The following is a 26,149-nucleotide window of genomic DNA, read 5'->3' as shown; positions in this document are numbered from 1 at the left end:
AACAGCGGGGCGTGCGGCGGGCACCCTTCGTCAGGACTGCGCGGTCTGCGCCGGGTCGGTGCGGCCCGGTCTACTTGACGACGACGGCGAGCACGTCGCGGGCCGGGAGGACCAGGTACTCCTCGCCGTTGTACTTGACCTCGGTGCCGCCGTACTTCGAGAAGATCACGACGTCGCCCTCCTGGACGTCGACCGGGATGCGGTTGCCGGAGTCGTCGACACGACCGGGGCCGACCGCCAGGACCTTGCCCTCCTGGGGCTTCTCCTTGGCGGTGTCCGGGATGACGAGACCGGACGCGGTGGTCTGCTCAGCGGCGAGCGGCTGGACGACGATGCGATCCTCGAGAGGCTTGATGGAGACCGACACGATCTCTCCTTGTCTGTAGGGGTGGAAAACGGTGGGCGACCGCGGGCGGAGCCCGCCGTCGAGCTTCGGGCCGATCGGCGCACCGACCGTCGTCGCGGTGCCGGTCGATCGCCTGGCCCTTAGCACCCTCACCCGGAGAGTGCCAAGGCCAACTGTAGGAGCGGGCTGGCAGTCGGTCAAGGCGAGTGCCAGCGCGCCGACCCCCGCGGGAACCTCCGGCGGGAATTAGGTCACGCCGGTGTTCGCCAATGATTTGCCTCACGCCCGCCCGACCCTCTAGGTTGAGCGGTAAGGCAACCCTTACCTCGGCCGAGCAGCGGTGCCCTCCTCGACGTCCCCGCGCATCCGTGCGCAGGTCCGTCGCGCCCATCGGATCCCGCCGGCGTCCTCCACCCCGGAGCACGCCGGCGTCCTCTGCACGAAGGAAGACCATGAACCGCACCCAGCACCCGGCTGCCCTCCTGGCCGTCGCCGGTGTCCTCGCCCTCACCGCCTGCGGCACGGCCCAGGGCGACGAGGCCGCCTCCGCGGAGTCGTCCGCCCCCTCCGCCGCCACGGTCGAGGTCGAGGACAACTACGGCACGCAGACGGTCGAGGCCCCGCCGGCGTCCGTCGTCGCCACCGACAACCGCACCTTCGAGACGCTCGCCGAGTGGGACGTCGAACTGGCGGCGGCCCCGCGCGCCCTCATGCCGGACACCATCGCCTACGCCGACGACGAGTCCGTCGTCGACCTCGGCAACCACCGCGAGCCCGACCTCGAGGCCGTCGTCGCCGCGGACCCCGACCTCATCGTCAACGGCCAGCGCTTCGCCGACTACCGCGAGGACTTCGCCGACCTGGTGCCGGAGGCCACCATCGTCGAGCTCGACCCGCGGGAGGACGAGCCCTTCGACGAGGAGCTGAAGCGGCAGACCTCCGTCCTGGGCCAGATCTTCGACCGCGAGGACGAGGCCGAGCAGATCAACGGCGACTTCGACGCGGCGATGCAGCGCGTCGTCGACGGCTACCGGCCCGGCGACACGGTCATGGCCGTCACCGTCTCCGGCGGCGAGATCGGCTTCATCGCCCCGGGCAACGGACGCACCCTGGGCCCGCTGTTCGAGATCTTCGACTTCGCACCGGCCCTCGAGGTCGAGGGCGCCAGCGACGACCACCAGGGCGACGACATCTCCGTCGAGGCGATCGCCGACTCGAACCCCGACTGGATCCTCGTGCTGGACCGCGACGCCGCGATCTCCGCCGAGGACCCGGAGTACACCCCGGCGCAGGAGGTCATCGAGAACGCCGCGGCCCTGCAGAACGTCACCGCGGTGCAGGAGGGCCAGGTCGTCTACATGCCCCGGGACACCTACACCAACGAGGGCATCCAGACCTACACCGAGTTCTTCGACACCCTGGCCGACGCCATGGGCGCGCAGGACTGACCCATCGTCCGGACGGCGGTGGCGGGGTCCGCCCCACCACCGCCGTCCGCCGGGCACGAGGCCGGAGGAAGGACTGACCCCATGTCGACGATCGTGTCGAGACCCCCCGCGGCGAGCAAGGGCTCGCTGTTCGACTGGAAGCTGCTGCTCGGTGCGCTCGGCGTCCTCGCGCTGCTGGCCGCGTCCCTCCTCACGGGGGTCTACGACGTCTTCGGCGCCGAGGACGGCGACGAGATGTTCGCGATCACGCGGATCCCCCGCACCATCGCCCTGGTGCTCGCCGGCGCCGCCATGTCCATGTCCGGCCTGGTGATGCAGCTGCTCACGCAGAACCGCTTCGTGGAGCCCACCACGACGGGCACCACCGAGTGGGCGGGGCTCGGGCTGCTGCTCGTCATGCTCCTCGTGCCCACCGCCACGGTCCTCACCCGGATGCTCGGCGCCGTGACCGCGGCCTTCATCGGGACCATGGTCTTCTTCCTCTTCCTGCGCCGCGTCTCCCTGCGCTCCTCCCTCATCGTGCCCATCGTCGGCATCATGCTGGGCGCGGTGGTCGGGTCCGTCTCGACGTTCCTGGCGCTGCAGACGGACATGCTGCAGAACCTCGGCGTCTGGTTCGCCGGCAGCTTCACCTCGGTGCTGCGCGGTCAGTACGAGGTGCTGTGGATCGTGCTCCTGGTCGGGATCGCGGTGTTCCTCGTGGCGGACCGGCTCACCGTCGCCGGGCTCGGCGAGGACGTCGCCACCAATGTCGGGCTGAACTACCACCGCACCGTCCTGCTCGGGACCGGGCTGATCGCGGTGGCCACCGGCGTCGTCACCGTCGTCGTCGGCAACCTGCCCTTCCTGGGCCTCATCGTGCCGAACATCGTCTCGATGGTCCGCGGCGACGACCTGCGCAGCAACCTGCCGTGGGTGTGCCTGCTCGGCATCGCCATCGTGACGCTGTGCGACCTCATCGGAAGGATCATCATCATGCCGTTCGAGATCCCCGTGTCCGTGATCCTCGGGATCGTCGGCGCCGTGGTGTTCGTCTGCCTGCTCCTGAGGCAGCGTCGTCGTGTCTGAGGCCGTGCTCAGCACTCCCGCCCCCGCACCGGCCGCGGCGCCGGCGGCCCCCGCCGCACGGGGCCGCGCCGGGGCCTTCCCCACCCCGCGGGCCCGGCGGCGGTACTGGACGGTCGTCGCGGTGCTGGCCCTCGCCTCCGCGGGCTTCGCCTTCGGCCTGCTGGCCTGGGACAACCCGATGCCGGTCGGCTCGGACGGCTTCTGGCGCATCGCCGACCGCCGGGTGACGAGCGTGGTCATCATGGCGGTCGTGGCCTTCTGCCAGGCGATCGCGACCGTGAGCTTCCAGACGGCCACGAACAACCGGATCATCACCCCGTCGATCATGGGCTTCGAGTCCCTCTACGTGGCGATCCAGACGTCCACGGTCTACTTCATGGGCGCCGCAGGGATCCTCGTCCTGCAGGGCGTGCCCCAGTTCCTGCTGCAGGTGGCCCTCATGGTCGCGCTCTCCCTCGCGCTCTACGGCTGGCTGCTCTCCGGCCGGTACGGGAACCTGCAGGTGATGCTGCTCGTGGGCATCATCATCGGCGGGGGCCTCGGCTCCGTCTCGACCTTCATGCAGCGCCTGCTGTCCCCCAGCGAGTTCGACGTGCTCTCCGCCCGGCTGTTCGGCTCCGTGACGAACGCCCAGGCCGACTACCTGCCGGTGGCGGTCCCGCTGTGCCTGCTGGCCGGCGGCGCCCTGTGGCTGAGGTCCTCGCGCCTGAACGTGGTCGCCCTCGGACGGGACGTGAGCCTGAACCTCGGCCTGCGGCACCGCGCCGAGATCATGGGCACCCTCTTCCTCGTCTCCGTCCTGATGGCCGTCTCCACCGCCCTGGTGGGCCCCATGACGTTCCTCGGCTTCCTGGTGGCGACGCTCGCCTACCAGTTCGCCGACACGTACGACCACCGCCACCTCTTCCCCGTGGCGGTCCTCACCGGGTTCCTCGTCCTGACGGGCGCCTACTTCGTCCTGAACCACGTCTTCTACGCCCAGGGCGTCGTCTCGATCATCATCGAGCTCGTCGGCGGCTCCGTCTTCCTCTACGTCATCCTCCGAAAGGGCCGGCTGTGATCACCCTGACCAACGTGCGCAAGGACTACGGCGGTGAGGTCACGGTCGGGCCCGTCGACCTCGAGATCCCGTCGGCCGGCATGACCGCCCTGGTCGGCCCCAACGGTGCGGGCAAGTCCACGCTGCTGACGATGATCGGACGCCTGCTCGGCCTCGACGACGGCAGCATCGACATCGCCGGCTACGACGTGGCCCGGACCCGGTCCAAGGACCTCGCCCGGATCGTCTCCGTCCTGCGCCAGGAGAACCACTACATCACCCGGCTCACCGTGCGGCAGCTGGTGGGCTTCGGCCGCTTCCCCCACAGCCGCGGCCGGCTCACCGCCGTGGACGACGAGATCATCGGCAGGTACATCGACTTCCTCGGCCTGGCGCCGCTGGAGCACCGCTATCTCGACCAGCTGTCGGGCGGCCAGCGCCAGCGCGCGTACGTCGCCATGGTCCTCGCCCAGGAGACCGACCACGTGCTGCTGGACGAGCCCCTCAACAACCTCGACATGCGGCACGCCGTGTCGATGATGCAGCACCTGCGGCGGGCCTGCGACGAGATGGGGCGCACCATCGTCATCGTGCTCCACGACATCAACTTCGCCAGCCACTACGCGGACCGGATCTGCGCAGTCAAGGACGGCCGGGTCGCCGAGTTCGGCGAGCCGCACGAGATCATGGACGGCGCGGTCCTCACCCGGGTCTTCGAGACCCCGGTGACCGTCATCGACGGCCCCCGGGGCCGTCTCGCCGCGTTCTACTGACCGGTGCCCGCCCGCACGGGCGGGCCGGATAGGGTGGACCGATGCAGAACGAGGCGACCGACATCGCACCCCTGCTCACCGCCGAGGGGAGTCGCCTGCTGGAGGCCGTGGGCCCCTACGACGCCGACGACGCCCTGGGGGCCGCGACCCGCCTGCGCGCCGCGGGGCACGATCCCCGGCTCGTCTCCGCGGTGCTCACCCAGGCCCGGCTCCGCGCCAGGGCGCGGGAGAAGTTCGGCGACTTCGCCGACCGCATGCTCTTCACCCGGACCGGCCTCGAGCAGGCCACCCGGCTGCGGGTGGCCGCCCTGCACGCCCGGCGGTTCGCCGACGCGGACCTGGAGCACGTGGCCGACCTCGGCTGCGGCATCGGCGCGGACGCGCTCGCGCTGGCCTCCCTGGACCGCCGGGTCACCGCCGTGGAGCTCGACGAGACCACGGCCGCGGTGGCCACGCTCAACCTCCTCCCCTTCCCCGAGGCCACGGTGCTGCAGGCCGACGTCGAGCGGCTGGACCTCACCGCCCTGCCCGGCGGGCCCCCGGACGGGGTGTGGCTGGACCCGGCCCGGCGCACCACGTCGTCGTCGGGCACCCGCCGGATCTTCGACCCCGAGGCGTTCTCCCCGCCCCTGTCCTTCGTCGAGGCGCTGGCCGGGCGCGGCCTGCCCGTCGGAGTGAAGCTGGGGCCGGGCATCCCGCACGAGGCGGTCCCCGCCGGGTGCGAGGCGCAGTGGGTCTCCGACCGGGGCGACGTGGTCGAGGCCGTGCTGTGGTTCAACGCGGTGGCCCGCCCCGGCGTGCGGCGGGCGGCGCTCGTGCTCTCCGAGCACGGGTCCGCGGAGCTCACCAGCCCCGAGGACCACGACCCCGCCCACGCCGACGCCGTGGTCGGGCCCGTGGGCGCGTACCTCTACGAACCGGACGGCGCGGTGATCCGGGCGGGGCTCGTCACGGACCTCGCCCGGCAGCTGGGCGCGCGGCTGATCCACCCCCGGATCGCCTACCTCACCTCCTACGAGCTCGTGCGCACCCCGCTGGCCCGTGCGTACCGCGTGCGGGAGGTGCTGCCGCACACCGTCAAGGTGCTCAAGCGGTGGGTCCGGGAGCACGAGGTCGGCACGCTCGAGATCAAGAAGCGCGGCACGGACGTCACCCCGGAGGAGCTGCGCCGCCGGCTCGCGCCGAAGGGCCCCGGACGGGCCACGCTCGTGGTCACCCGGACGGCCCCGGGCCCCGGTCCGGGGGGCCCGGGACGGGGCGGCGCGGGCCCCGCGGAGCAGCGCGTCGTGATCGTCGTGGAAACCGTAGACTGATGGCTCCGCGGGCCGACCGGCCCGCCCCCAGAGCACGGAGGACCTGCCGCGTGGAGATCTCGTTCGCCCGCTCCCACCAGTCGACGCTGGGCGTCGAGTGGGAGATCGCCCTCGTGGACGGCACCACCGGGGATCTCGTCCCCCGGGGCCGGGAGACGTTCGAGGCGGTCCTGGACGCCCACCCCGCCTGGGGCACGGACGGCGACCACCCGCACCTGACCGGGGAGTTCCTGCTCAACACCGTCGAGCTGGTCACCGGGGTGTGCCGGGACGTCGCCCACTCCACCGAGCAGCTGTCCACCATGCTGGACGAGATCCGCAAGGTCACCGACCCGCAGGGCCTCGAGGTCTTCGCCGCCGGCACCCACCCGTTCGCCCGCTGGCAGGACCAGCAGGTCACCGACAAGCAGCGCTACCACAAGCTCGTGGACCGCACCCAGTACTGGGGCCGGCAGATGGTCATCTACGGGGTGCACGTGCACGTGGGCCTCGACTCCCGGGCGAAGGCGCTGCCCGTGCTCGACGGGCTGCTGACCTACTACCCGCACCTGCTGGCGCTGTCCGCGAACTCGCCCTTCTGGGCGGGCGAGGACACCGGCTACGCGTCCCAGCGCTCCATGATCTTCCAGCAGCTGTCCACGGCGGGGCTGCCGTACCACTTCCCGTCCTGGGACGCGTACGAGCAGTGCATCACGGACATGATCGCCACCGGCATCATCGAGGAGATGAGCGAGGCCCGCTGGGACGTGCGCCCCGTGCCGCGGCTGGGCACCGACGAGGTGCGCTTCTGCGACGGGCTCTCGACCCTGTGGGAGGTCGGGGCGCTCACGGCGCTCACCCAGTGCCTCGCGGAGTCCATCTCCCGGGACGTGGAGGCGGGCCGGCCCCCCGCCCGTCTGAAGCCCTGGCACATCCAGGAGAACAAGTGGCGCGCCGCCCGCTACGGCCTCGACGCCGAGGTCATCACCGACCCGCGCAACATCGAGCGGGACCTGCGCACGGACCTGACCGCGCTGCTCGACCGGCTGGAGCCCGTGGCCGCGCAGCTGGGCTGCTCCCGGGAGCTCGCCGACGTGGAGCGGATCCTGGAGCAGGGCGCCGGCTACCAGCGCCAGCGCGCGGTCGCCCGGGCCCACGACGGGGACCTGCACGCCGTCGCCCTCGACATCGTCCGCCGCACCCGGGAGAACGACTGACCCGCCCGCCCGGCACGCCCCGCTGGACGCGGGGACCTGTTCGTCCCTAGGTTGCAGGCATGACGAACACGACCGGCACCGGCCCGGACCCCTCCGCCCGCCACGCCCCGCAGGACCACGGGGTGCTGCAGCTCGGCGCCCTGCACCCCCTGCTGGAGGAGGCGCTGGCCGCCGAGTTCTCCGCCCTGCGCCTGCCCGAGGACCCCGCCGAGCAGGACCGCTTCCTCGAGCGGCACGCCGGCGACGTCAGGGTGGCGGTCGGCTCCGGGCGCACCGGCGTGGGCGCGGACCTGATGCGGCGGCTGCCCCGGCTCGAGGCCGTCGTCCACTTCGGCGTGGGCTACGACGGCACGGACGCCGCCGGGGCCGCCGAGCGCGGCATCGTGATGAGCAACACCCCCGACGTCCTGACCGACGCCGTGGCGGACACCGCGCTGGCCCTCTACCTGGACGTGCTGCGCCGCTTCTCCGCGGCGGACCGCTACGTCCGGCGCGGGCAGTGGGAGAGCACGGGGAACTTCCCGCTGGGCCGGCACGCCTCCGGACGGCGGGTGGGCGTGCTGGGCCTCGGCAGGATCGGCCGGGCGGTCGCCGTCCGGCTGGAGGCGCTGGGCTGCCAGATCCACTACCACAACCGGCGCCCCGCCACCGGCAGCGGGTACGCCTACCACGGGTCCGCGGCGGAGCTGGCGGCCGCCGTCGACGTGCTCGTGGTCGCCGTCCCCGGCGGCCCGGACTCCGCCGGGACGGTCGACGCGGAGGTGCTGGACGCCCTCGGCCCGGACGGGTTCCTCGTCAACGTCGCCCGTGGCTCGGTCGTCGACGAGCGGGCCCTGGTGGCGGCGCTGCAGGAGGGCCGGCTCGGCGGGGCCGGCCTGGACGTCTTCGCCGACGAGCCCCGGGTGCCGGCCGCCCTGCGCGAGCTCGACACGGTGGTGCTCCTGCCGCACGTGGGCAGCGCGACCGTGGAGACCCGCCGGGAGATGGCCGAGCTCGCCCTGCGCAACCTCCGCAGCTGGCTGGCCGACGGCACCCTGGTCACCCCCGTGCCGTGAGCGGCCCCGGCCGGCTCAGACGGAGACGGTGGTGACCGGCAGCGAGGAGTCGGCGGCGAAGTCCAGCCCGGAGGGCGCACGGCCCTCGGCCACGACCCGGGCGGCCAGCGCGGCGACCATCGCCCCGTTGTCCGTGCACAGCGGCAGCCGGGGGATCACCAGCTCGATCCCGTGCGCGGCGCAGCGCTCGGCGGTGAGCTCGCGCAGCCGGGAGTTCGCGGCCACTCCCCCGCCGAGCATCAGCGTCCCGAGCCCCTGCTCGGTGCACGCGAGCACGGCCTTGCGGGTGACCACGTCGGCCACCGACTCCTGGAAGGACGCCGCGACGTCGGCGACCGGCACCGGCTCGCCCCGCGCCTCGTAGCCCTCGACGACCCGGGCCACGGCGGTCTTGAGCCCGGAGAAGGAGAAGTCGTAGCGGTGCGGGCCGGGCCGCTCGGCGGAGCCCATGTACTTGCCCGCGCTCAGCCCGCGGGGCAGGCGGAAGGCGGTGGGGTCCCCGTCCCGGGCGGCGGCGTCGATGGCCGGGCCGCCGGGGTAGTCGAGGCCCAGGACGCGGGCCACCTTGTCGTAGGCCTCACCGGCCGCGTCGTCGATCGTGGCCCCGAGCAGGCGCACGTCCCGGGAGAGGTCCTCGACGGCGAGGATCTCGGTGTGCCCCCCGGAGACCAGCAGCGCCCCGAGGCCGGGCGGCAGCCCGCCGTCGACGTCGCCCTGGAAGCCCTCGACCCCGGAGTCCTCGAGCAGGCCCACGCTGACGTGCGCCACGAGGTGGTTGATCGCGTAGAGGGGCTTGCCCGTGGCCACGGCGAGGGCCTTCGCGACGGCCGTGCCCACCATGAGGGCCCCGGCCAGGCCGGGCCCGGAGGTGACCGCGAGCGCGTCGAGGTCCGCCAGGCCCACGCCCGCCCGGTCGAGGGCCTCGCGCAGGGCGGGGACGATCGCGTCGAGGTGGGCGCGGGAGGCGATCTCGGGGATCACGCCGCCGAAGCGCACGTGCTCGTCCATCGAGGAGGACACCACGTTGGCGAGCAGGGTGCGTCCCCGGACGATCCCCACGCCGGTCTCGTCGCACGAGGACTCGATGCCCAGCACGAGGGGTCCGTCGGTCATGGGGTCTCCTCCGTCGGGGCGGCCGGGGTGTCGGTGGCGGTGAGGTCCAGGCGCATGATCAGCGCGTCGGCGCCGTCCCGGTAGTACCGGGGGCGGGTGTGGATCTGCTCGTAGCCGAAGCGGCGGTAGAGCTGCTGGGCGCGCGGGTTGTCGGCGCGGACCTCGAGCAGCACCTCGGTGGCCCCGAGCTCCCGGGCCTGCGCGTGCAGGGTGCGCAGCAGGGCGGAGCCGATCCCGCGTCCCTCGTGCTCGGGGACCACGGCGATGGTCTGCACGTCGCCCACGGGGCGGATACACATGAGCCCCGCGTAGCCGACGATCACGCCCTCCTGCTCGGCGACCCAGTACCAGCACACGGGCTGGGCGAGCTCCGCGAAGAACATCTCGAGCGGCCAGGCGTCGACCGGGAAGAGCCGCCGCTCGAGCGCGTGCACCGCCGCGACGTCCGCGGGGACCATCCGGCGCAGCGTCCAGGAGTCGGGGGCGGGGCTCACGCGCCCGCCCGCTTCCGGGGACCGGGGACCTTCGCGTCGGACTCGCGCAGGTACAGGGGGGTCGTGTCCGGGGACAGCGCCTCCCCGCGGGCCGTGCGGCGCGCGGCGGCGAGGCCCAGGGACGACGCCGTGGGCTGGGCCGCGGCGAACTCCGGCACGGGCCGGGCCAGCCGGTCCGCGTAGATCCCCGCCCCGCGGCCGTAGGCGGGCAGCTCCGGGAGCTGCTCGGCGGCGGCCACGCCGGGCCCCCCGGTGCGCCGCGGGCCGTCCTCGGTCGCGGCGAAGCGGGCCCAGTAGACCTCCCGGCGCCGGGCGTCGGTGAGCACGAGGAACTCCTCGTGACCGGCAACCCGGGCGGGCCCTGCCGCGTCCTGGGCGAGGGCCTCGAGGCTCATGAGACCGTGCAGCGGCACGTCCCACGCGAAGGCGAGCGCCCGCGCCGTCGCGATCCCCGCGCGCAGGCCGGTGAAGGGCCCGGGGCCGGTGCCGACGAGGACCCCGTCGAGGTCGGCGCCGGTGACGCCGCGGCCGGCCAGCAGGTCGCGGACCGCGGGGGCCAGGACCTCGGCGTGGGAGCGGGTGTCCGGGCTCGCGTAGGAGCCGAGGACCTCGCCCGCACCGGTGACGAGGGCGGCGGAGGCGACGGCGGAGGAGTCCAGGCACAGGAGGAGCACCCGACCAGTGTAGTGCCCGCCCCCGGGGGCGCCTCCCGGCTCAGTCGAGCCGCGGGGGCCCGTCCGCCCAGCGCGGGCCGATCCCCGTGAGGGTGATGCGGCGGGGCTCGTCGTCCTCGTCCGGGTCCTCGTCCCCGGCCGTACCGGGGACGAGGGGGTCGGCGCCCACGGCGCGCTCCAGCACGATCTCGAGGCGGGAGTCGGCCAGGTGCTCGACCTTCCCGGCCCCCCACTCGACCACGGTTACGGCGGTGTCCGCCGTGTCCTCCAGGTCGATGTCGTCGACCTCCGCCGCGGAGCCCAGCCGGTAGGCGTCGACGTGCACCAGGTCCGGGCCGCCGGGCCGGGGACCGTCCGGGACGTTGGGGTGCCGGCGGACCAGCACGAACGTGGGCGAGATGATCCCCGCGCGCACCCCCAGGCCCCGGCCCAGCCCCTGGGTGAACGTGGTCTTGCCCGCGCCGAGCTCGCCGGTGAGGACCAGCAGGTCCCCGGCGCGCAGCTGGGCGCCCAGCCGCTCGGCCAGGGCCTGGGTGCGCCCGGGCCCGTCCACGGTCACGGTCCGGGTCCACTCGCTCATGCCCGCTCCTCCGCCGCGCCCGCCGGGTCCTCCGCGGCGTGCAGGTGCACCCGGGGCACGCGGGGCGAGACGCGGGTGACGATCTCGTAGTTGATGGTGCCGGCGGCGTCCGCCCACGCGCTCGCCGAGGGGTTCTCCCCCGCCCCGAACAGCACGGCCTCCGCCCCGAGCAGCCCGTGCTCGGGGGCGGAGCGTCCCGGCGCGCCGAGGTCGACCACGATCTGGTCCATCGCGACCCGGCCGACCTCCGGGTAGGTGCGGCCCTGGATCCGCACGGGACCACCGGTGCCGGAGCGCGGGACGCCGTCCGCGTAGCCGAGCGGGACGAGCGCCAGGGTGGTGGGGCGGTCGGTGACGTAGCCCAGCCCGTAGGAGACGCCCTGGCCCGCCGGCACCTCCTTGACCGCGCTGACCGTGCTCCGCAGCGTCATGGCGGGCACGAGACCGAGCTGCTGCGGGGTGCGGTCCGCGAACGGGGAGAGCCCGTAGAGGGACACCCCCACCCGGACCATGTCCAGGAGCATGTCCCCGGGGCGATCGAGCCCGGCGGCGGAGAGCAGACCGGGCGAGTTCGCCGCGTGCCGCAGCCCGGGCCGGAGCCCGGCGGCCCGCGCCGTGGCCACGGCCGCGCGGAAGCGCTCGAGCTGCTCCCGGGTCTCGGGCCGGGACGGCTCGTCGGCGACAGCGAGGTGGGTGAAGACGCCGACCACCCGCACGAGCCCCTCGGTCTCGGCCTGCGCGGCGGCCCGCACGAGCTCGGGCCAGAGGGCCTCCGGCGCGCCGTTGCGGCCCAGACCGGTGTCGATCTTGAGGTGGATCCGGGCGGTGGTCCCGAGCGCGCGGGCGGCCGCGGCGATCGGGGCGAGCTCCCATCCGCTGACGCCCAGCTCGACGTCGGCGGCGAGCGCCGACCGGAAGTCGGTGTCGACGGTGTGCAGCCACGCGAGCACGGGCGCCCCGATCCCCGCGGCCCGCAGGGCGAGGGCCTCGCCGACGTGGGCGACGCCCAGGGCGTGGGCGCCGGCCTCGAGGGCCGCCCGAGCCACGGGCACCGCACCGTGGCCGTAGGCGTCGGCCTTGACCACGGCCATGAGCCGGGCGGGGGCGGCGAGGGCCCGGAGCCGGCGCACGTTGGCGCGGACGGCGGCGAGGTCGACCACGGCGCTGCGCTCGCAGCGGGGCGGAGGGCGGAGGGCGGATCCGGACGGGGCGGCCGGGACGGGGTCTGGACGGTTCACGGCTCCCATTGTGGCACCGCCGCCCCCGGGCCCGGACCGGGGCCCCGGGCCCGGCGGCTAGAGTTGAGCCGTGTCCGCCGCGCCCCGCCACGTCCTGCTGATCAGCCTGCACACCTGTCCCCTCGAGCAACCGGGGTCGGGGGATGCGGGCGGGATGAACGTCTACGTGCGCCACCTCGCCGAGGCCCTCGTGGACGCCGGCCACACCGTGGACATGGCCACCCTCGACCGGGGCGACGGCGCCCCGGCCGTCGCCGGCGTGCGGGGCACCCGCATCCGGGAGGGGCTGCGGCTGCTCACCGTCTCGCTGCCGGGTGCCGCCGGGGCGAGCAAGGAGGACCTGCCCGGGTTCACCGCGGCCTTCGCGGAGGTGCTCCGCGCGGAAGCCGACCGGCCCGACGTCGTGCACGCCCACTACTGGCTCTCCGGCGCCGCGGGACGGGAGCTCGCCGACGGCTGGGGCGTCCCGCTCGTCCTGACCCTGCACACCACGGCGCTCGGGAAGAACCTGCGCGCCCGGACCGGGGAGGGCCTCGAGCCGGCCTCCCGCGCCGAGGCCGAGGCCGAGCTGATCGCCCGGGCCGAGGCCACGGTGGTGAACACCCGGACCGAGGCGCTGCAGATGATCGAGCTCTACGACGCGGACGCGGGGCGCCTGACCGTGATCACCCCCGGCGTCGACCTCTCGGCCTTCTCCCCGGACCCCGCCCCCGGCGAGCCGCGCCGCGCCGACGAGCCGCCCCCCGGCTCACCGGGGCGCCCGCTGCGGATCCTGTTCGCCGGGCGCCTGCAGGCGCTCAAGGGCCCGCACGTCCTCGTCGACGCGCTCGCGCGGATCCGGCGAACCGACCCGGGCCTGCCCGTGGAGCTGGATGTCGTGGGGGTGGGCACCCGGGGCTTCACGGCCGCGCTCCGGGAGCGCGTGCGGGAGCTGGGGCTGGAGGACGTCGTGCGCTTCGGACCCGCCCTGCCGGCACCGCAGCTCGCCGCCCGGATGCGCCGGGCCGACGTCGTGGCCGTCCCCTCCTCCTCCGAGACGTTCGGCCTCGTGGCCCTGGAGGCGCAGGCCTGCGGCACGCCGGTGCTCGCCACGGACGTGGACGGGCTGCGCACCGCGGTGCTCGACGGGCTCACCGGCCGGCTCGTGCCCGACCGCGACCCCGGCTCGTGGGCGCGGGCCGTGGTCGCGCTCGCCGGCGACCCGGCCGCCCTGGAGCGCATGGGCCGGGCCGCCGCCCGGCGCGCCGAGGGCCACTCCTGGGAACGCACGGCCCTGGCCACGGCGGAGGTCTACGCCCGGGTCCGCGCCCGGGCGGGGGTACGCGACGGTAGCGGCCGGCGCCTGAATACACTCGAACGGTGACGACCTCCCCCCTCTCCCCAGCAGACCTCGCCCGCCACCTCGACGACCACCGCATCACCGGAGCGGTGGCGACCCCCCGGGAGGCGAACCTGCGCAACATCCAGGGCTTCCTCGACGGCGACCAGCACCAGCACATGGGCGTGGTGCGCACCCGGGAGTGGAGCTTCGACGACGTGTTCGCGCTGATGCGCGACCGCGTCGGCATCTCCCCCGACCGGGCGCACGCGGAGGGCCAGGACACGATCTCCGCGGAGCTGGCCGTCGCCGGGCTGGAGCGCTACGCGCGGGTCCTCGGCGAGGTGGTCGCCGCCGGCGGGCGCGTGCTCTTCGCCACCGGCCACCCGGCCGGCCTGTTCCCGGTCTACGCGCAGCTGGCCCGGGTGGCCCGCCGCGCCGGCGCGCACGTGGTGCAGGTCCCGGACGGCTTCCCGTTCGAGGACGGCGACGTCCGGCAGATCGAGAGCGTCGTGATGGTCGAGCAGTACGGCGGGCTGCGGCACACCCACTTCCCCGGGCCGATGTCCCTGACCCTGGAGAAGCTGCGCCGGGACGGGCAGAACCCGCCCGACCTCGTGGTCGCCGACCACGGCCTCGCCGGGGCCGCCGGGTCGCGGGGGCTGCGGACCATCGCGGTCGCCGACTGCAACGACCCGGGCGTGTTCGTGGCGGAGGCGCAGGGCCAGGTCGAGGTCGCCGTGCCGCTCGACGACAACCTCCCGCCGCGCGTCTACGAACCGGTCACGGCGTTCGTCCTCCACCGCGCCGGTCTGGCGGACTACCTCTGAGGGTCCCGGGGGCGGGAGCGGCGGGCTCAGCGCTCGCGCTCGCCGCGGATGAAGGCCTCCAGGTCCGCCCTCGCCACGTCGTCGGGCAGCTGCTCGGCCGGGGACTTCATGAAGTACGCCGACGCGGAGGTCAGCGGGCCCCCCACGCCGCGGTCCAGGCCGATCTTCGCGGCGCGGATCGCGTCGATGATCACCCCGGCCGAGTTCGGCGAGTCCCACACCTCCAGCTTGTACTCCAGGGAGATCGGGGCGTTGCCGAAGCCGTGGCCCTCCAGGCGCACGAAGGCGAACTTGCGGTCCTCGAGCCACGGGACGTGGTCCGAGGGCCCGATGTGCACGTCCTTCGTCCCGAACTCCTTCTCCACGTTGGAGGTCACCGCCTGGGTCTTGGAGATCTTCTTCGACTCCAGCCGGGTGCGCTCGAGCATGTTCATGAAGTCCATGTTCCCGCCCACGTTGAGCTGGTAGGTCCGGTCCAGCACGTAGCCGCGGTCCTCCATGAGCTTCGCCAGCACCCGGTGGGTGATCGTCGCCCCGATCTGGGACTTGATGTCGTCGCCCACGATCGGCACCCCGGCGTCCGTGAACTTCTGCGCCCACCCGGGGTCGGAGGCGATGAACACGGGCAGCGCGTTGACGAAGGCCACCCCGGCGTCGATCGCGGCCTGGGCGTAGAAGCGGTCGGCCTCCTCGGAGCCCACGGGCAGGTAGGACACCAGCACGTCCACCTGCGCGTCCTTCAGGGCCTGGACCACGTCCACCGGCGCCTCGGCCGACTCCTCGACCACCTCCCGGTAGTAGGACCCGAGTCCGTCCAGGGTCGGCCCGCGCTGCACGGTGACCCCGGAGTGCGGGACGTCGGCGAAGACCAGGGTGTTGTTCTCCCCGGCGCCGATCGCCTCGGAGAGGTCCAGGCCGACCTTGGCGGCGTCGACGTCGAAGGCGGCCACGAACTGCACGTCGCCCACGTGGTAGTCGCCGAAGACCACGTGCATCAGCCCCGGCACGGTGGCGGCCGGGTCGGCGTCGGCGTAGAAGTGCACGCCCTGGATCAGCGAGGAGGCGCAGTTGCCGACACCGGCGACGGCCACGCGAATGGGATGGTGGGACACGGGACTCCTTTGTCTGGTCGTCTGGGTCCCGTCCCCGGCGCCAGGCCGGGCAGGACCCAGCGCTCCAGTCTAGTGCCCGCCGGGGGTGCGCCCGCCCCGGGGGCCGGCCGGCGGGCTCACAGCGCGCTGAGCAGCAGGCCCAGGGCGAGCACGAGGAACAGCACGCCGGCGGCGAGCTCCACGGCCGCCCCTTGCCGCCGGAAGCCCGCGGCCAGCCGCTCGACCGAGCCGACCCACGCGACCGCGGTGAACCAGGCGAGGCCCACGGCCACGAGCAGTGCGAAGACCAGGGCCGTCTCCCACCACAGCGCGCCCGCGGGGACCACGTTGGCGAACAGCGCCACGAAGAAGATGATGGCCTTCGCGTTCGAGAGGTTCGTCACGAGCCCGAGGACGAAGGCCCGGCCGGGGGTGACGGAGCGCCCCGGCGGGGCCTGCGGCTCCCCCGGGACGCTGCCGGGCCCGCCGCCCCCCGCGCTCGGCACCCGGTCCGGCACGGCCCGGGCGGCGAGACCCGCCCGGATCCCGCTCACCCCCAGCCAGCCGAGGAACAGCGCCCCGGCCACCTGGATGAGCCGCTGGAGCGTGTCCGCCTGGCCGATCAGGACGGTCACCCCGGTGAGGGAGAGCGTGATCCACACGAGGTTGCCGGTCATCACCCCCACCGCGGTGAGCACGCCGGCCGCCCGGGAGCCCAGCGACGCGTTGCGCAGGATCACCAGGACGTCGGGGCCGGGGGCGACGATCCCGGCGATCCACAGCCCGAGCAGGGCGAGGTACTGCGAGGCCTCCACGGCTACCGGGCCCTGCCGCTCACGCGGTCTTGGAGTCGCGGGCGCCCGCCCAGATGTTGATGTCGGAGTCCGTGGCCAGCCGGTCGATCGACTCCAGCTCCTCCGGGGTGAAGGCGAGGTGGTGCACGGCGCCCACGCTGTCCTCGAGCTGCTGCGGCGAGGACGCGCCGACGAGCGCGGTGCTGACCTGGCCGTCCGCCTGCTCGCGCAGCACCCACGCGATCGCCATCTGGGCCAGGCTCTGCCCGCGGGCGGCGGCGATCTCGTGCAGACCGCGGACCTTCTCCAGGGTCGTGCCGGTCAGCCACTCCGGGTTCAGGGACTTCTCCGCGGCGGCCCGGGAGCCCTCCGGGACGCCGTCCAGGTACCGGTCCGTGAGCATGCCCTGGGCCAGGGGGGAGAACACGATCGAGCCCATTCCCGCCTCCGTCAGGGCGCCCAGCAGGGAGGTCCCCGACGGTCCCGGGGACTCGATCCACCGGTTGAGCATCGAGTAGGACGGCTGGTGGATCAGCAGCGGCGTGCCCAGCTCCCGCATGATCTGCTGGGCGCGCAGGGTCAGCTCGGCGTTGTAGGAGGAGATCCCCACGTACAGGGCCCGCCCGGAGCGCACGATGTGGTCGAGGGCCCGCATCGTCTCCTCGAGCGGGGTGTCCGGGTCCGGGCGGTGGTGGTAGAAGATGTCCACGTGGTCCAGGCCCATCCGCTGCAGGGACTGGTCCAGGGAGGACACGAGGTACTTCCGGGAGCCGCCGAAGTGGTACGGGCCCGGGCCCATGGTCCAGCCGGCCTTGGAGGAGATCACGAGCTCGTCCCGGTACGGCGCGAGGTCCTGCGCCAGGATCCGCCCGAAGTTCAGCTCCGCGGCGCCGGCCGGCGGGCCGTAGTTGTTGGCGAGGTCGAAGTGGGTCACGCCGAGGTCGAAGGCCCGGCGCAGCGTGGCGCGCTGGGTGGCGAGCGGCTTGTCGTCGCCGAAGTTGTGCCACAGCCCGAGCGAGATCACGGGCAGCTTCAGCCCGGAGTCGCCCACGCGGCGGAAGGGCATGGTCTCGTAGCGGTCGTCGGCCGGGAGGTAGGGGACGTCGGGTCCGTAGGTGCGCACGGGGGCCTTTCGAGGGTCGGGGAGGTCGTTCGGGGGACGGCGGAGGGGGCTCAGTAGCGCACCACGGCGGCGCCGTGGGCGGGCAGCGCGGCGACGCCGCCGCCGCCGGAGCCCGCGGTCAGCGACACGTCGCCGGAGCGGTAGAGCACCTCGGCGTCCGGGCGGCCGGGGAAGGGGACCTGCGCGGGCCCGGCGCCGAAGTTCAGCAGCACCGCGACCCCGTGGTCGGAGCCCGGGGCCGTGGCACGGCGCAGCACGAACCAGCGGGCGTCCTCGTCCAGGTCGGTGCCGATCGTGTCGAAGCGCGGGTCGGTGAGCTCGGGCACGGCGCGCCGCAGCGCGATGAGCTCGCGGTAGGCGCTCAGCACCCGGGCGTGGTCGTCCTGGCCGAGCTCGTCCCAGTCGAGCTTCGAGTTCGTGAACGTGCTGGGCTCCTGGGGGTCCGGGACCGTGTCCTCGTCCCAGCCCATGGACGCGAACTCCGCCTTGCGGCCCTTCGCCACGGCCTCCCCGAGCTCGGGCTCGGGGTGTGCGGTGAAGAACTGCCACGGCGTGGACGCGCCCCACTCCTCCCCCATGAACAGCATGGGGGTGAACGGCTGGGTGAGGAGCAGTGCGGCGCCCAGCACGAGCTGGTCCGGAGTGAGGCTCGCGCTGATCCGGTCCCCCGCGGCGCGGTTGCCGATCTGGTCGTGGTTCTGGATGCACGTGACGAACTGCCACGGGCGCACCCGCTGCTTGTCGACCGGCCGCCCGTGGTGGCGGCCGCGGAACACCGACATGGTGCCGTCGTGGTAGAACGCGTCCCGCATCACCTTGTCGAGGGTCCCGAGGGCGGCGAAGTCGGCGTAGTAGCCCTGCGTCTCCCCGGTGAGGGCGACGTGCGCGGCGTGGTGGAAGTCGTCGAGCCACTGCCCGGTCATGCCGAGGCCGTGGGCCGTGGTCGGCGTGATCATCCGGTGGTCGTTGAGGTCGGACTCCGCGACGGTGAACAGGGGCTTGCCGGTCTCCACGCCCACGCGCTCCACGAGCTCGGCGATCTCCTCGAGGATGTGGACGGCCCGGTGGTCCTGCAGGGCGTGCACCGCGTCGAGGCGGAACCCGTCCACGTGGTAGTCGCGCAGCCACATCTCGACGTTGTCGAGGATGTAGTCCCGCACGCCGTCCGAGCCCCAGCCGTCGAGGTTGATGAGGTCGCCCCAGGTGCTGGAGCCGGGCTTGAAGTAGTCGGCGAACAGGGGCAGGTAGTTCCCGGACGGGCCCAGGTGGTTGTAGACGACGTCCTGGATCACGCCGATCCCGCGCTGGTGGCACGCGTCCACGAAGCGCTGGTAGGCCGCGGGCCCGCCGTAGGACTCGTCCACGGTGTACCAGAGGACACCGTCGTAGCCCCAGTTGTGCTCGCCGTTGAAGCCGTTGACGGGCAGCAGCTCCACGAAGTCCACGCCGAGCTCCACGAGGTGGTCGAGCCGCTCGACCGCCGAGTCGAGGGTGCCCTCCGGGGTGAACGTGCCGGGGTGCAGCTCGTAGACGACGGACCCGGCCAGGGTCCGCCCGGTCCACGCGGCATCCCCCCACCGGTGCGCGGAGGGCTCGAACGTGCAGGAGAGGTCGTGCACGCCCTGCGGCTGGCGGCGGGAGCGCGGGTCCGGCAGGACCTCGGAGACCTGCGAGCGCTCCTGCGCCGTGCCCTCGTCGAAGGTCTTGCCCAGGAGGTAGCCGTAGCGCACGGTGCCCTCGGGGACGTCCGCGCCGTCGGGCAGGGTCCACCAGCCGTCGCGGCGCGCCGCCGTGCCCGCCGGAGAGTCCTCGGGCAGGTCCGCGGCGGGGATCATGTCGTGGTCGTCGCCCTCGATCCGCACGGTCACCGTCCTGGCGTGCGGGGCCCAGACGTCGAAGCGGTTCAGGTGCTCGCGGGTGTTCATGGAGGTCAGGAGTCCTTCCGGCGCAGCAGCGCCACGGGGTAGTCGGCGAGCAGCCGGGACAGCGCCACGGTGCCCGAGTGCGTGCGGCGGGTCAGCAGGTCCTCGAACCCGCCCGCGGGCAGCTCGAGGGTCTCGCCGTCGAAGCCGCCCGCGGCGGCGAGGCCGAGGGGCAGGCGGGTGGCCACGGTCACGGCGCCGCCGCGGTCGAACGCGAACACGTGCCCGGCCAGCGGGCCGGACGCGGTCAGCGGGGTGTAGCCGGTGAACAGCTCGGGACGGTCCCGGCGCAGCCGCAGGGCGCGGCTGGTGACGAGCAGCTTGGCCGCGCCGTCCGGTCCCACGGCGGGGATCCCGTCGGCGGTGCCGCCCACGGGGGTGTCCAGCCGGGCGAGCCCGGCGGCCCGGGCCCCGAAGTCGACGGGACGGCGGTTGTCGGGGTCCACGAGGGACTCCGCCCACAGCTCGGAGCCCTGGTAGACGTCCGGGACGCCGGGCATCGTGAGCTGGACGAGCTTGGCGGCGAGCCCGTTCGCCCAGCCGGCCGCGGTGACGTGCTCGGCGAAACCCTCGACGACGGCCCGCATCTGCGGGTCGTGGTGGACGAGCTCGACGAACCGGGTGAGCCGCTGCTCGAACCCGGCGTCCCCGTCGACCCAGGCGGTGGAGTTGCCGGCCTCCCGGGCGGCCTTGAGGGCGTAGTCCAGCACGCGCTCCTGCGAGATGGGCCAGGCGCCCACCACGGCCTGGAGCACGAGGTTCACGAGCGGGCCGTCGCCCACGAGGGCCCCGGCCTGCTCGGCGAGCTTCTTGACGGTGCCGACCACGCCGGCCCACTGCTCCCCCGCCTCGGCGAGCACGGTGATCCGCGCCCGCACCGCCTCGGAGCGCTTGGTGTCGTGCGTGGACAGCGTCGTCATTGCGAGGGGCTCCTCGGCGGCCCGGCGGGCGAGCTCGGCGTGCGCCTCCTCGGGGGTCACAGCGAAGTGCGACGGGTCGCCGCCCACCTCGGTCAGCGAGGTCAGGCGGGGGAAGCGGTAGAACGCGGTGTCCTCGACGCCCTTGGCCATGATCATCCCGGAGGTCTGCTGGAAGCGGCGGGCGAGCTCCCCGAGCCCGGCCTCGTCCGTGGCGTCGACCCCGAGCAGCCCGCCCAGGGTCCCGATCGCGCCGGCGAGGTCCGGGCGCTGCTCCCGGGCGGCGTCGAGGGCCGCCCGCAGGTGCTCGGCGCCCTCGGGCAGGTAGCTGCGGTACACGGGGAAGTTCGCGAGGATCTCCGCCAGGGCGTCCTCGGCGACGGCCCGGTCCAGGCCGGCGTCCTCCGGCACGAGGCGGGCGAGGCGCCGGACCTCGGCCAGCAGCGCGCCGTCGGCCATGGCGCGCTTGGTGCCGTGGATCATCTCGTCCCAGTGCACGGGCTCCCCGCCCCGCAGCCGGGCGTCCAGGCTGGTGAGCGCGTACTCCCCGGCCGGGTCGGTGAGCAGCCGGTCGATCACGCCGAGGGCGTCGTAGCCCGTGGTGCCCGCGGTGGCCCAGTCGCGGGGCAGCCGCTCGCCGGGCTCGAGGATCTTCTCGACGACGACGTAGGCGCCGCCCGTGAGCTCCTTCAGCTGCTCGAGGTACTGCCGCGGGTCGCGCAGCCCGTCGGGGTGGTCGATGCGCAGGCCGTCGACGAGTCCCTCGTCGATCCACCGCTTGATCTCCGCGTGGGACTCCTCGAAGACCGCCGGGTCCTCGACGCGCACGCCCGCGAGCGTGGCGACGGTGAAGAACCGGCGGTAGTTGAGCTCGGCGTCGCCGCGGCGCCAATTCACGAGCTCGTAGTGCTGCCGGTCGTGGACGCCCTGCGGGTCGTCGCCCTCCGCCCAGGTGCCCTCGGCCAGCGGGTAGACGTTGTCGTAGTAGCGCAGCGTGCCGTCCTCGATCCGCAGCTGCGCGAGCTCGTCGTCGCCGTCGCCCAGCACGGGGATCAGCACCCGGCCACCGCCGGACGCCCACTCGACGTCGAAGGCCTTCGCGTACGGCGAGTCCTGGCCCTGCGCGAGCAGCGACCACCACCAGGGGTTCTGCTCCGGGGCGGCGACGCCCTGGTGGTTGGGGACGATGTCCACCAGCACGCCCATGCCGCGGGCGTGGGCGGCGTCGGCGAGCGTCTTGAGCCCGGCGGCGCCGCCCCGGACGGGGTCCACCTCGGCGGGGGACGCGACGTCGTAGCCGTGGTCGGAGCCGTCGACGGCCCGGAGGATCGGCGACAGGTAGACCCAGTCGGCGCCGAGGTCGTGGAGGTAGTCCACGAGCCCCGCGGCGCGGTCGAGCGTCAGGTCGGAGGTGATCTGGAGTCGGTAGGTCGAGATAGGTGTGCGCACCGCACCAGTCTGTCGGCCCGGCCCCGGAAACACCAGCAGGCTGTCGACCCGTGTCCGGGTCGACAGCCTGCCGGGGCCGTCAGCTCACTGGTCCTGCGGCGTCTTCGCGTACGCGGCCACGGAGGCGGCGACCGACGCGTCGGGCTCCTCCTCGGGGGCCTCGTAGGCGCGCAGCACGACCATCGACTTGCCCTCGAGGACGATCGAGGTGCGGGCCTTGCGGATCTGGCCGTCGGCGTACTTGCCCGCGGTGTCGATGACCTCCTCCCACTGCCGGCCGTAGCGCACCGGCGGGAGCTTGCACTTCACGGCTTCCGGGTTGGAGTTGAAGTACACGATGAAGTTCACGTCCGTGATGGGCCGCCCGCGCATGTCCACGCCGGCGATGCCGTTGCCGTTGAGCCACATCCCGAAGGAGCGGGACAGGGGCTCGTCCCAGTCGGCGGGCTTCAGCGGCGCCCCGTCCGTGTTCAGCCACGCGATGTCGGGCATCGGGCGGCCGGTGTCGTCCGCGTCCATCTCGACGGGCCGGCCGTCGAAGAACTCGGAGCGGCGGAACGTCGGGTGGTCGTGGCGCAGGTGGGTCACGGCGGCGACGAACTCGGTGAGCGGGCCGTCCAAGGTGTCCCAGTTGATCCACGACAGCTCGTTGTCCTGGCAGTACGTGTTGTTGTTGCCGTCCTGCGTGCGGCCCAGCTCGTCGCCGTGCAGCACCATGGGCGTGCCCTGGGACAGCAGCAGCGTCGCCAGGAAGTTGCGCTGCTGGCGGGAGCGCAGGGCGAGGACCTCGGGGTCGTCGGTGGGTCCCTCCACGCCGCAGTTCCAGGAGCGGTTGTGGGACTCGCCGTCGTTGTTGCCCTCGCCGTTGGCCTCGTTGTGCTTCTCGTTGTAGGAGACCAGGTCCCGCAGCGTGAAGCCGTCGTGGGCGGTGACGAAGTTGATCGAGGCGAACGGCCGGCGGCCGCTGTGCTCGTAGAGGTCCGCCGAGCCGGTGATCCGGGAGGCGAACTCGCCGAGGGTCGCGGGCTCCCCGCGCCAGAAGTCGCGCACGGTGTCCCGGTACTTCCCGTTCCACTCCGTCCACTGGGGCGGGAAGTTGCCCACCTGGTAGCCGCCGGGGCCGACGTCCCACGGCTCCGCGATGAGCTTCACCTGGGACACGACCGGGTCCTGCTGGACGAGCTCGAAGAACGTGGCCAGCTTGTCCACGTCGTAGAACTCGCGGGCCAGGGCGGAGGCGAGGTCGAAGCGGAAGCCGTCCACGTGCATCTCGGTCACCCAGTAGCGCAGGGAGTCCATGATGAGCTGCAGCGAGTGGGGGTGGCGGACGTTGAGGGTGTTGCCGGTGCCCGTGTAGTCCATGTAGAACTTCTGGTCGCCCTCCACCGTCCGGTAGTAGGCCTGGTTGTCGATGCCCTTCATGGACAGCGTGGGGCCCATGTGGTTGCCCTCGGCCGTGTGGTTGTACACCACGTCGAGGATGACCTCGATGTCGGCCTGGTGCAGGGCCCGCACCATGGCCTTGAACTCCTGGACCTGGCCGCCGAGGTCGTTCGTGGAGTGGTACTCGTTGTGCGGGGCGAAGAAGCCGATGGTGTTGTAGCCCCAGTAGTTGCGCAGCTCCTGGTCGAGCAGGGTGCTGTCCTGCACGAACTGGTGCACGGGCATGAGCTCGATGGCCGTGACTCCCAGCTTCTGCAGGTGCGTGATCACCGCGGGGTGGGCCACGCCGGCGTACGTGCCGCGCTGCTCCTCCGGCACCTCGGGGTGCTGCTGGGTGAGGCCCTTGACGTGGGCCTCGTAGATCACGGACTTGTGGTACGGCGTGCGGGGCGTGCGGTCGCCCTCCCAGTTGAAGAACGGGTTGATCACCACGCCCATCATCATGTGGGGGGCGGAGTCCTCGTCGTTGAACGAGTCCTCGTCGCCGAAGTCGTAGGAGAACAGCGCCTGGTCCCAGTCGATCTGGCCGGAGACGGCCTTCGCGTAGGGGTCGAGCAGCAGCTTGGCGGAGTTGAAGCGCTGGCCCTCGGCGGGGTTCCACGGTCCGTGCACGCGGTAGCCGTAGCGCTGCCCGGGCTGGACGGTCGGGAGGTAGCAGTGCCAGACGTAGCTGTCCTGGGCCGCGACGTCGATGCGGGTCTCGGTGCCGAGCTCGTCGAACAAGCACAGCTCGACCTTCTCGGCGCCCTCGCTGAAGAGGGCGAAGTTCGTGCCGGTCCCGTCGAAGGTGGCTCCGAGGGGATAGGGCTGACCTGGCCAGACTTCCATGGGGGATCTCCTGTCGTACCGCCGGGCAGGGGTCACCGTCAGCGGGCTGGGTTTTGGGGCAAGTGGGATCGATCTTAGCCCGGACCGGAGGCGCCCGTGTCCCGGGGGCGGTCCGCCGGGGACGGGACCGCCGGCTCAGCGGTCCCGGCGCAGGACCGCCCGCACGTTCGCGGACAGCGCCGTGGGGGGCACGGGGCCGAGGCCCTCGAGCCGGGAGGCGTAGCCGTGCACGGCCACGGCGAGGGCGGCGGCAACCGCGCGGCGGGCGTCCCCGCGGGCCCACTCCCCCGCGGCGGCGAACGCGTCCGGGTCCTCGGCGCTGCCCGCGAGCGCTGCGCCCATGATGCCCGCGAGGGTGTCCCCGCTGCCGGCGGTCGCCAGCCACGGGCTGCCGTCGGCCTGGGAGAGCAGCGTCCCGTCGGGGGACGCCACCAGGGTGGTGGCGCCCTTGAGGACGACGACGGCGCCGGTCGCCTCCGCGGCCGCGCGCGCCCACCGGGCGGGCTCGGCCTCGATCGCCGCCCGGTCCGGCGCCTGCCCGCCGCCGCCGAGGGCGGCGAGCCAGGCGAGCACCTGCTCGAGCTCCCCGGCGTGCGGGGTGAGGACCTTGCCGGGGCCGAGGACGCCGTCGGCTGCCGCCCGGGCCGCCGCGTCGAGGGCGCCGGCGTCGACGACGGCGGAGATCGGGCCCGCCAGCACGGCGCCGATCCGGGACTCCTGGGCCGCGTCGCCCACGGCGCCGGGGCCCACGACCCACGCCTGGACGTGGACGTCGTCGGGGTGGTCCTCGGAGGCGACCACCTCGGGGCTGGTCAGGCACACGAGGGAGCGGGTGGCGGCGTCGCCGAGGTGGCGGACCATGCCGGCGCCGGCGTCCACGGCGGCGCGCGTGCACATCAGCGCCGCCCCGGGGTAGGTCGGGGAGCCGGCCACGACCCCCACCACGCCCCGGGAGTACTTGTGGGAGGCCGCCCCCGGCCGCGGCCACAGCGCCGCGACGTCGTCGGGCTCCAGGCGCCGCAGCGCGGGGGCGGGCAGGGCGTGCTCGATCCCGAGGGGCACGGTCCGCACCTCGCCGCACCACCGGTCCCCCGGCGGCAGGAACAGCCCGGCCTTGGCCCCGCCGAACGTCACGGTGACGTCCGCGGCCAGGACCGGCCCGGCCACCGCGCCTGTGTCCGCCGAGACGCCCGAGGGGACGTCGCACGCCACGACCGCGGGGCCCCCGTCCGGGGGCCACCGGTCCAGGACCGCGCGGACGAGCTCCGCCGCCGGCCCGCGCAGCCCGCCCCGGGCGCCGGTGCCCAGCACGGCGTCGAGCACGAGGTCGGCGTGGAGCACCTGCTCGGCCGCCTCCTCGAGGGCGGGCCCGCCGTCCCCGGCGCGCAGCACCCGTCCCCCCGCGGCCTCGAGGGCGGCCCCGCCCTCGGGGTGCAGCCGGTCGCCGACCGCCACGGCGAGCACGGAGGCGCCGCGGCCCGCCAGCTCCGCCCCCGCCCACAGCCCGTCCCCGCCGTTGTTGCCGGTGCCGGCGAGCACGACCACGCGCGCCCCGGCGATCCGTCCCCGGCGCCCGCGCAGGCGCTGCGCGCCGACGAGGGCCAGGCCGTGGGCGGCGCGCCGCATCAGCGCGGGACCCTCCCCGCGTTCGAGGAAGGGCGTCTCGGCCGCGCGCACCTGCGCCCCGGTCCAGGCGGCGATCACGCCGGCCCCCCGTCCCCGGTGCGCTCCGCGATGACCATGGCCATGGCGATCCCGCCGTCGTGCGTCATGGTGAGGTGCCACCGGTCGATGCCCTGCCGGCGCGCCTCCTCCGCCACCGTCCCCTCGGTGCACAGCAGCGGGGCGCCGGAGGGGTCCTTCTCGATCCAGCAGTGCTGCCAGATCATCCCGGGCGGCGCCTTGAGCGCCTTCGCCGCCGCCTCCTTGGCGGCGAAGCGCGCGGCGAGCGAGCGCACGTGCAGGTCGCGCTCGAGCGGGGTGAACAGCCGGGCCACGAGGCCGGGGGTGCGGGCGATCTGCTCCTCGAAGCGGGCGATGTCCACCACGTCGATGCCGGTGCCGATGATCATGGTCCCCAGCCTAACGACCGCCGGC

The 26,149-nt window shown here is 73.9% G+C and carries 23 protein-coding genes; 9 read left to right on the top strand and 14 right to left on the bottom strand.

From position 1 onward, the window contains the following. Positions 1-70: 70 nt before the first annotated feature. Entirely contained in the window at positions 71-367 is a 297-nt protein-coding gene (gene groES / locus AC6CH6_RS01425; protein ID WP_017834525.1) for a co-chaperone GroES, read from the bottom strand. Between the two features lie 431 nt (positions 368-798). Here groES and AC6CH6_RS01420 point away from each other — a divergent pair, with 431 nt between their 5' ends. The 7 genes from AC6CH6_RS01420 (at position 799) to AC6CH6_RS01390 (ending at position 8,238) form a co-directional block, all read left to right on the top strand. Next, a complete protein-coding gene (locus AC6CH6_RS01420; RefSeq protein ID WP_498253780.1) occupies positions 799-1,794 on the top strand; it encodes a siderophore ABC transporter substrate-binding protein in 996 nt (331 codons plus the stop codon). Between the two features lie 81 nt (positions 1,795-1,875). Next, a complete protein-coding gene (locus tag AC6CH6_RS01415; RefSeq protein WP_017834523.1) occupies positions 1,876-2,862 on the top strand; it encodes an ABC transporter permease in 987 nt (328 codons plus the stop codon). Next, a complete protein-coding gene (locus tag AC6CH6_RS01410) occupies positions 2,855-3,922 on the top strand; it encodes an iron chelate uptake ABC transporter family permease subunit (RefSeq protein WP_419968350.1) in 1,068 nt (355 codons plus the stop codon). Before AC6CH6_RS01415 ends, AC6CH6_RS01410 begins: the two co-directional genes overlap by 8 nt. Continuing rightward, positions 3,919-4,674 (top strand): iron ABC transporter ATP-binding protein, encoded by a 756-nt coding sequence (locus AC6CH6_RS01405; protein WP_017834521.1) that lies wholly within the window; start codon positions 3,919-3,921, stop codon positions 4,672-4,674. The genes AC6CH6_RS01410 and AC6CH6_RS01405 overlap by 4 nt, the downstream gene beginning before the upstream one ends. 41 nt (positions 4,675-4,715) lie before the next feature. Then, the gene (locus tag AC6CH6_RS01400) at positions 4,716-5,987 is read left to right on the top strand and encodes a THUMP-like domain-containing protein (RefSeq protein ID WP_498253779.1); all 1,272 of its coding nucleotides are present in this window, start codon (positions 4,716-4,718) and stop codon (positions 5,985-5,987) included. Between the two features lie 50 nt (positions 5,988-6,037). Then, the gene (locus AC6CH6_RS01395; RefSeq protein ID WP_133409362.1) at positions 6,038-7,183 is read left to right on the top strand and encodes a glutamate--cysteine ligase; all 1,146 of its coding nucleotides are present in this window, start codon (positions 6,038-6,040) and stop codon (positions 7,181-7,183) included. Between the two features lie 59 nt (positions 7,184-7,242). Further along, on the top strand, positions 7,243-8,238 hold the full coding sequence (locus AC6CH6_RS01390) for a 2-hydroxyacid dehydrogenase (protein WP_498253778.1): 996 nt from the start codon (positions 7,243-7,245) through the stop codon (positions 8,236-8,238). Positions 8,239-8,253: 15 nt separating this feature from the next. Here AC6CH6_RS01390 and tsaD read toward each other — a convergent pair whose 3' ends face one another. Genes tsaD through alr form a run of 5 tightly spaced genes read right to left on the bottom strand, consistent with a single transcriptional unit; the run spans position 8,254 to position 12,337 of the window. Then, entirely contained in the window at positions 8,254-9,351 is a 1,098-nt protein-coding gene (tsaD, locus tag AC6CH6_RS01385) for a tRNA (adenosine(37)-N6)-threonylcarbamoyltransferase complex transferase subunit TsaD (protein ID WP_498253777.1), read from the bottom strand. Then, the gene (gene rimI, locus AC6CH6_RS01380) at positions 9,348-9,809 is read right to left on the bottom strand and encodes a ribosomal protein S18-alanine N-acetyltransferase (RefSeq protein ID WP_498254348.1); all 462 of its coding nucleotides are present in this window, start codon (positions 9,807-9,809) and stop codon (positions 9,348-9,350) included. Before rimI ends, tsaD begins: the two co-directional genes overlap by 4 nt. Before the next feature lie 32 nt (positions 9,810-9,841). Next, positions 9,842-10,519 (bottom strand): tRNA (adenosine(37)-N6)-threonylcarbamoyltransferase complex dimerization subunit type 1 TsaB, encoded by a 678-nt coding sequence (tsaB, locus tag AC6CH6_RS01375; RefSeq protein ID WP_498253776.1) that lies wholly within the window; start codon positions 10,517-10,519, stop codon positions 9,842-9,844. A 40-nt stretch (positions 10,520-10,559) separates the two neighbouring features. Then, positions 10,560-11,099: a tRNA (adenosine(37)-N6)-threonylcarbamoyltransferase complex ATPase subunit type 1 TsaE gene (gene tsaE, locus AC6CH6_RS01370; protein WP_133409358.1), complete on the bottom strand. Its 540-nt coding sequence runs from the start codon at positions 11,097-11,099 to the stop codon at positions 10,560-10,562. Further along, a complete protein-coding gene (gene alr / locus AC6CH6_RS01365) occupies positions 11,096-12,337 on the bottom strand; it encodes an alanine racemase (RefSeq protein WP_498253775.1) in 1,242 nt (413 codons plus the stop codon). Before alr ends, tsaE begins: the two co-directional genes overlap by 4 nt. 70 nt (positions 12,338-12,407) lie before the next feature. Between alr and AC6CH6_RS01360 the strand changes: the two genes are divergently transcribed. After that, entirely contained in the window at positions 12,408-13,700 is a 1,293-nt protein-coding gene (locus AC6CH6_RS01360; RefSeq protein ID WP_498253774.1) for a glycosyltransferase, read from the top strand. Continuing rightward, positions 13,697-14,485: a phosphatase gene (locus tag AC6CH6_RS01355; RefSeq protein ID WP_498253773.1), complete on the top strand. Its 789-nt coding sequence runs from the start codon at positions 13,697-13,699 to the stop codon at positions 14,483-14,485. Before AC6CH6_RS01360 ends, AC6CH6_RS01355 begins: the two co-directional genes overlap by 4 nt. A 26-nt stretch (positions 14,486-14,511) precedes the next feature. Here AC6CH6_RS01355 and AC6CH6_RS01350 read toward each other — a convergent pair whose 3' ends face one another. The 8 genes from AC6CH6_RS01350 to AC6CH6_RS01315 form a co-directional block, all read right to left on the bottom strand. Next, positions 14,512-15,597 carry an inositol-3-phosphate synthase gene (locus AC6CH6_RS01350; protein WP_498253772.1) on the bottom strand — a complete coding sequence of 362 codons (1,086 nt, stop codon included), beginning with the start codon at positions 15,595-15,597 and terminating at the stop codon, positions 14,512-14,514. A 116-nt stretch (positions 15,598-15,713) separates the two neighbouring features. After that, positions 15,714-16,391: a LysE family translocator gene (locus AC6CH6_RS01345; RefSeq protein ID WP_498253771.1), complete on the bottom strand. Its 678-nt coding sequence runs from the start codon at positions 16,389-16,391 to the stop codon at positions 15,714-15,716. 19 nt (positions 16,392-16,410) lie between these two features. Continuing rightward, positions 16,411-17,436 (bottom strand): aldo/keto reductase, encoded by a 1,026-nt coding sequence (locus tag AC6CH6_RS01340; RefSeq protein ID WP_498254347.1) that lies wholly within the window; start codon positions 17,434-17,436, stop codon positions 16,411-16,413. A 107-nt stretch (positions 17,437-17,543) separates the two neighbouring features. Beyond that, complete coding sequence (gene treZ, locus AC6CH6_RS01335; RefSeq protein WP_498253770.1) at positions 17,544-19,418, bottom strand: malto-oligosyltrehalose trehalohydrolase; 1,875 nt, start codon at positions 19,416-19,418, stop codon at positions 17,544-17,546. Between the two features lie 5 nt (positions 19,419-19,423). Then, positions 19,424-21,781, bottom strand: coding sequence for a malto-oligosyltrehalose synthase (gene treY, locus AC6CH6_RS01330; RefSeq protein ID WP_498253769.1), 2,358 nt, complete (start codon positions 21,779-21,781; stop codon positions 19,424-19,426). Between the two features lie 84 nt (positions 21,782-21,865). After that, on the bottom strand, positions 21,866-24,052 hold the full coding sequence (glgX, locus tag AC6CH6_RS01325) for a glycogen debranching protein GlgX (RefSeq protein WP_498253768.1): 2,187 nt from the start codon (positions 24,050-24,052) through the stop codon (positions 21,866-21,868). A gap of 135 nt (positions 24,053-24,187) precedes the next feature. After that, positions 24,188-25,756 carry an NAD(P)H-hydrate epimerase gene (locus tag AC6CH6_RS01320; RefSeq protein ID WP_498253767.1) on the bottom strand — a complete coding sequence of 523 codons (1,569 nt, stop codon included), beginning with the start codon at positions 25,754-25,756 and terminating at the stop codon, positions 24,188-24,190. Further along, the gene (locus AC6CH6_RS01315; RefSeq protein ID WP_368796615.1) at positions 25,753-26,124 is read right to left on the bottom strand and encodes a holo-ACP synthase; all 372 of its coding nucleotides are present in this window, start codon (positions 26,122-26,124) and stop codon (positions 25,753-25,755) included. Before AC6CH6_RS01315 ends, AC6CH6_RS01320 begins: the two co-directional genes overlap by 4 nt. Positions 26,125-26,149 lie beyond the last annotated feature (25 nt).

This window comes from Kocuria sp. GQ42 (assembly GCF_059758435.1).
Note: the sequence above shows the minus strand (reverse complement) of the source record. Positions and strands in the feature narration are given on the sequence as shown.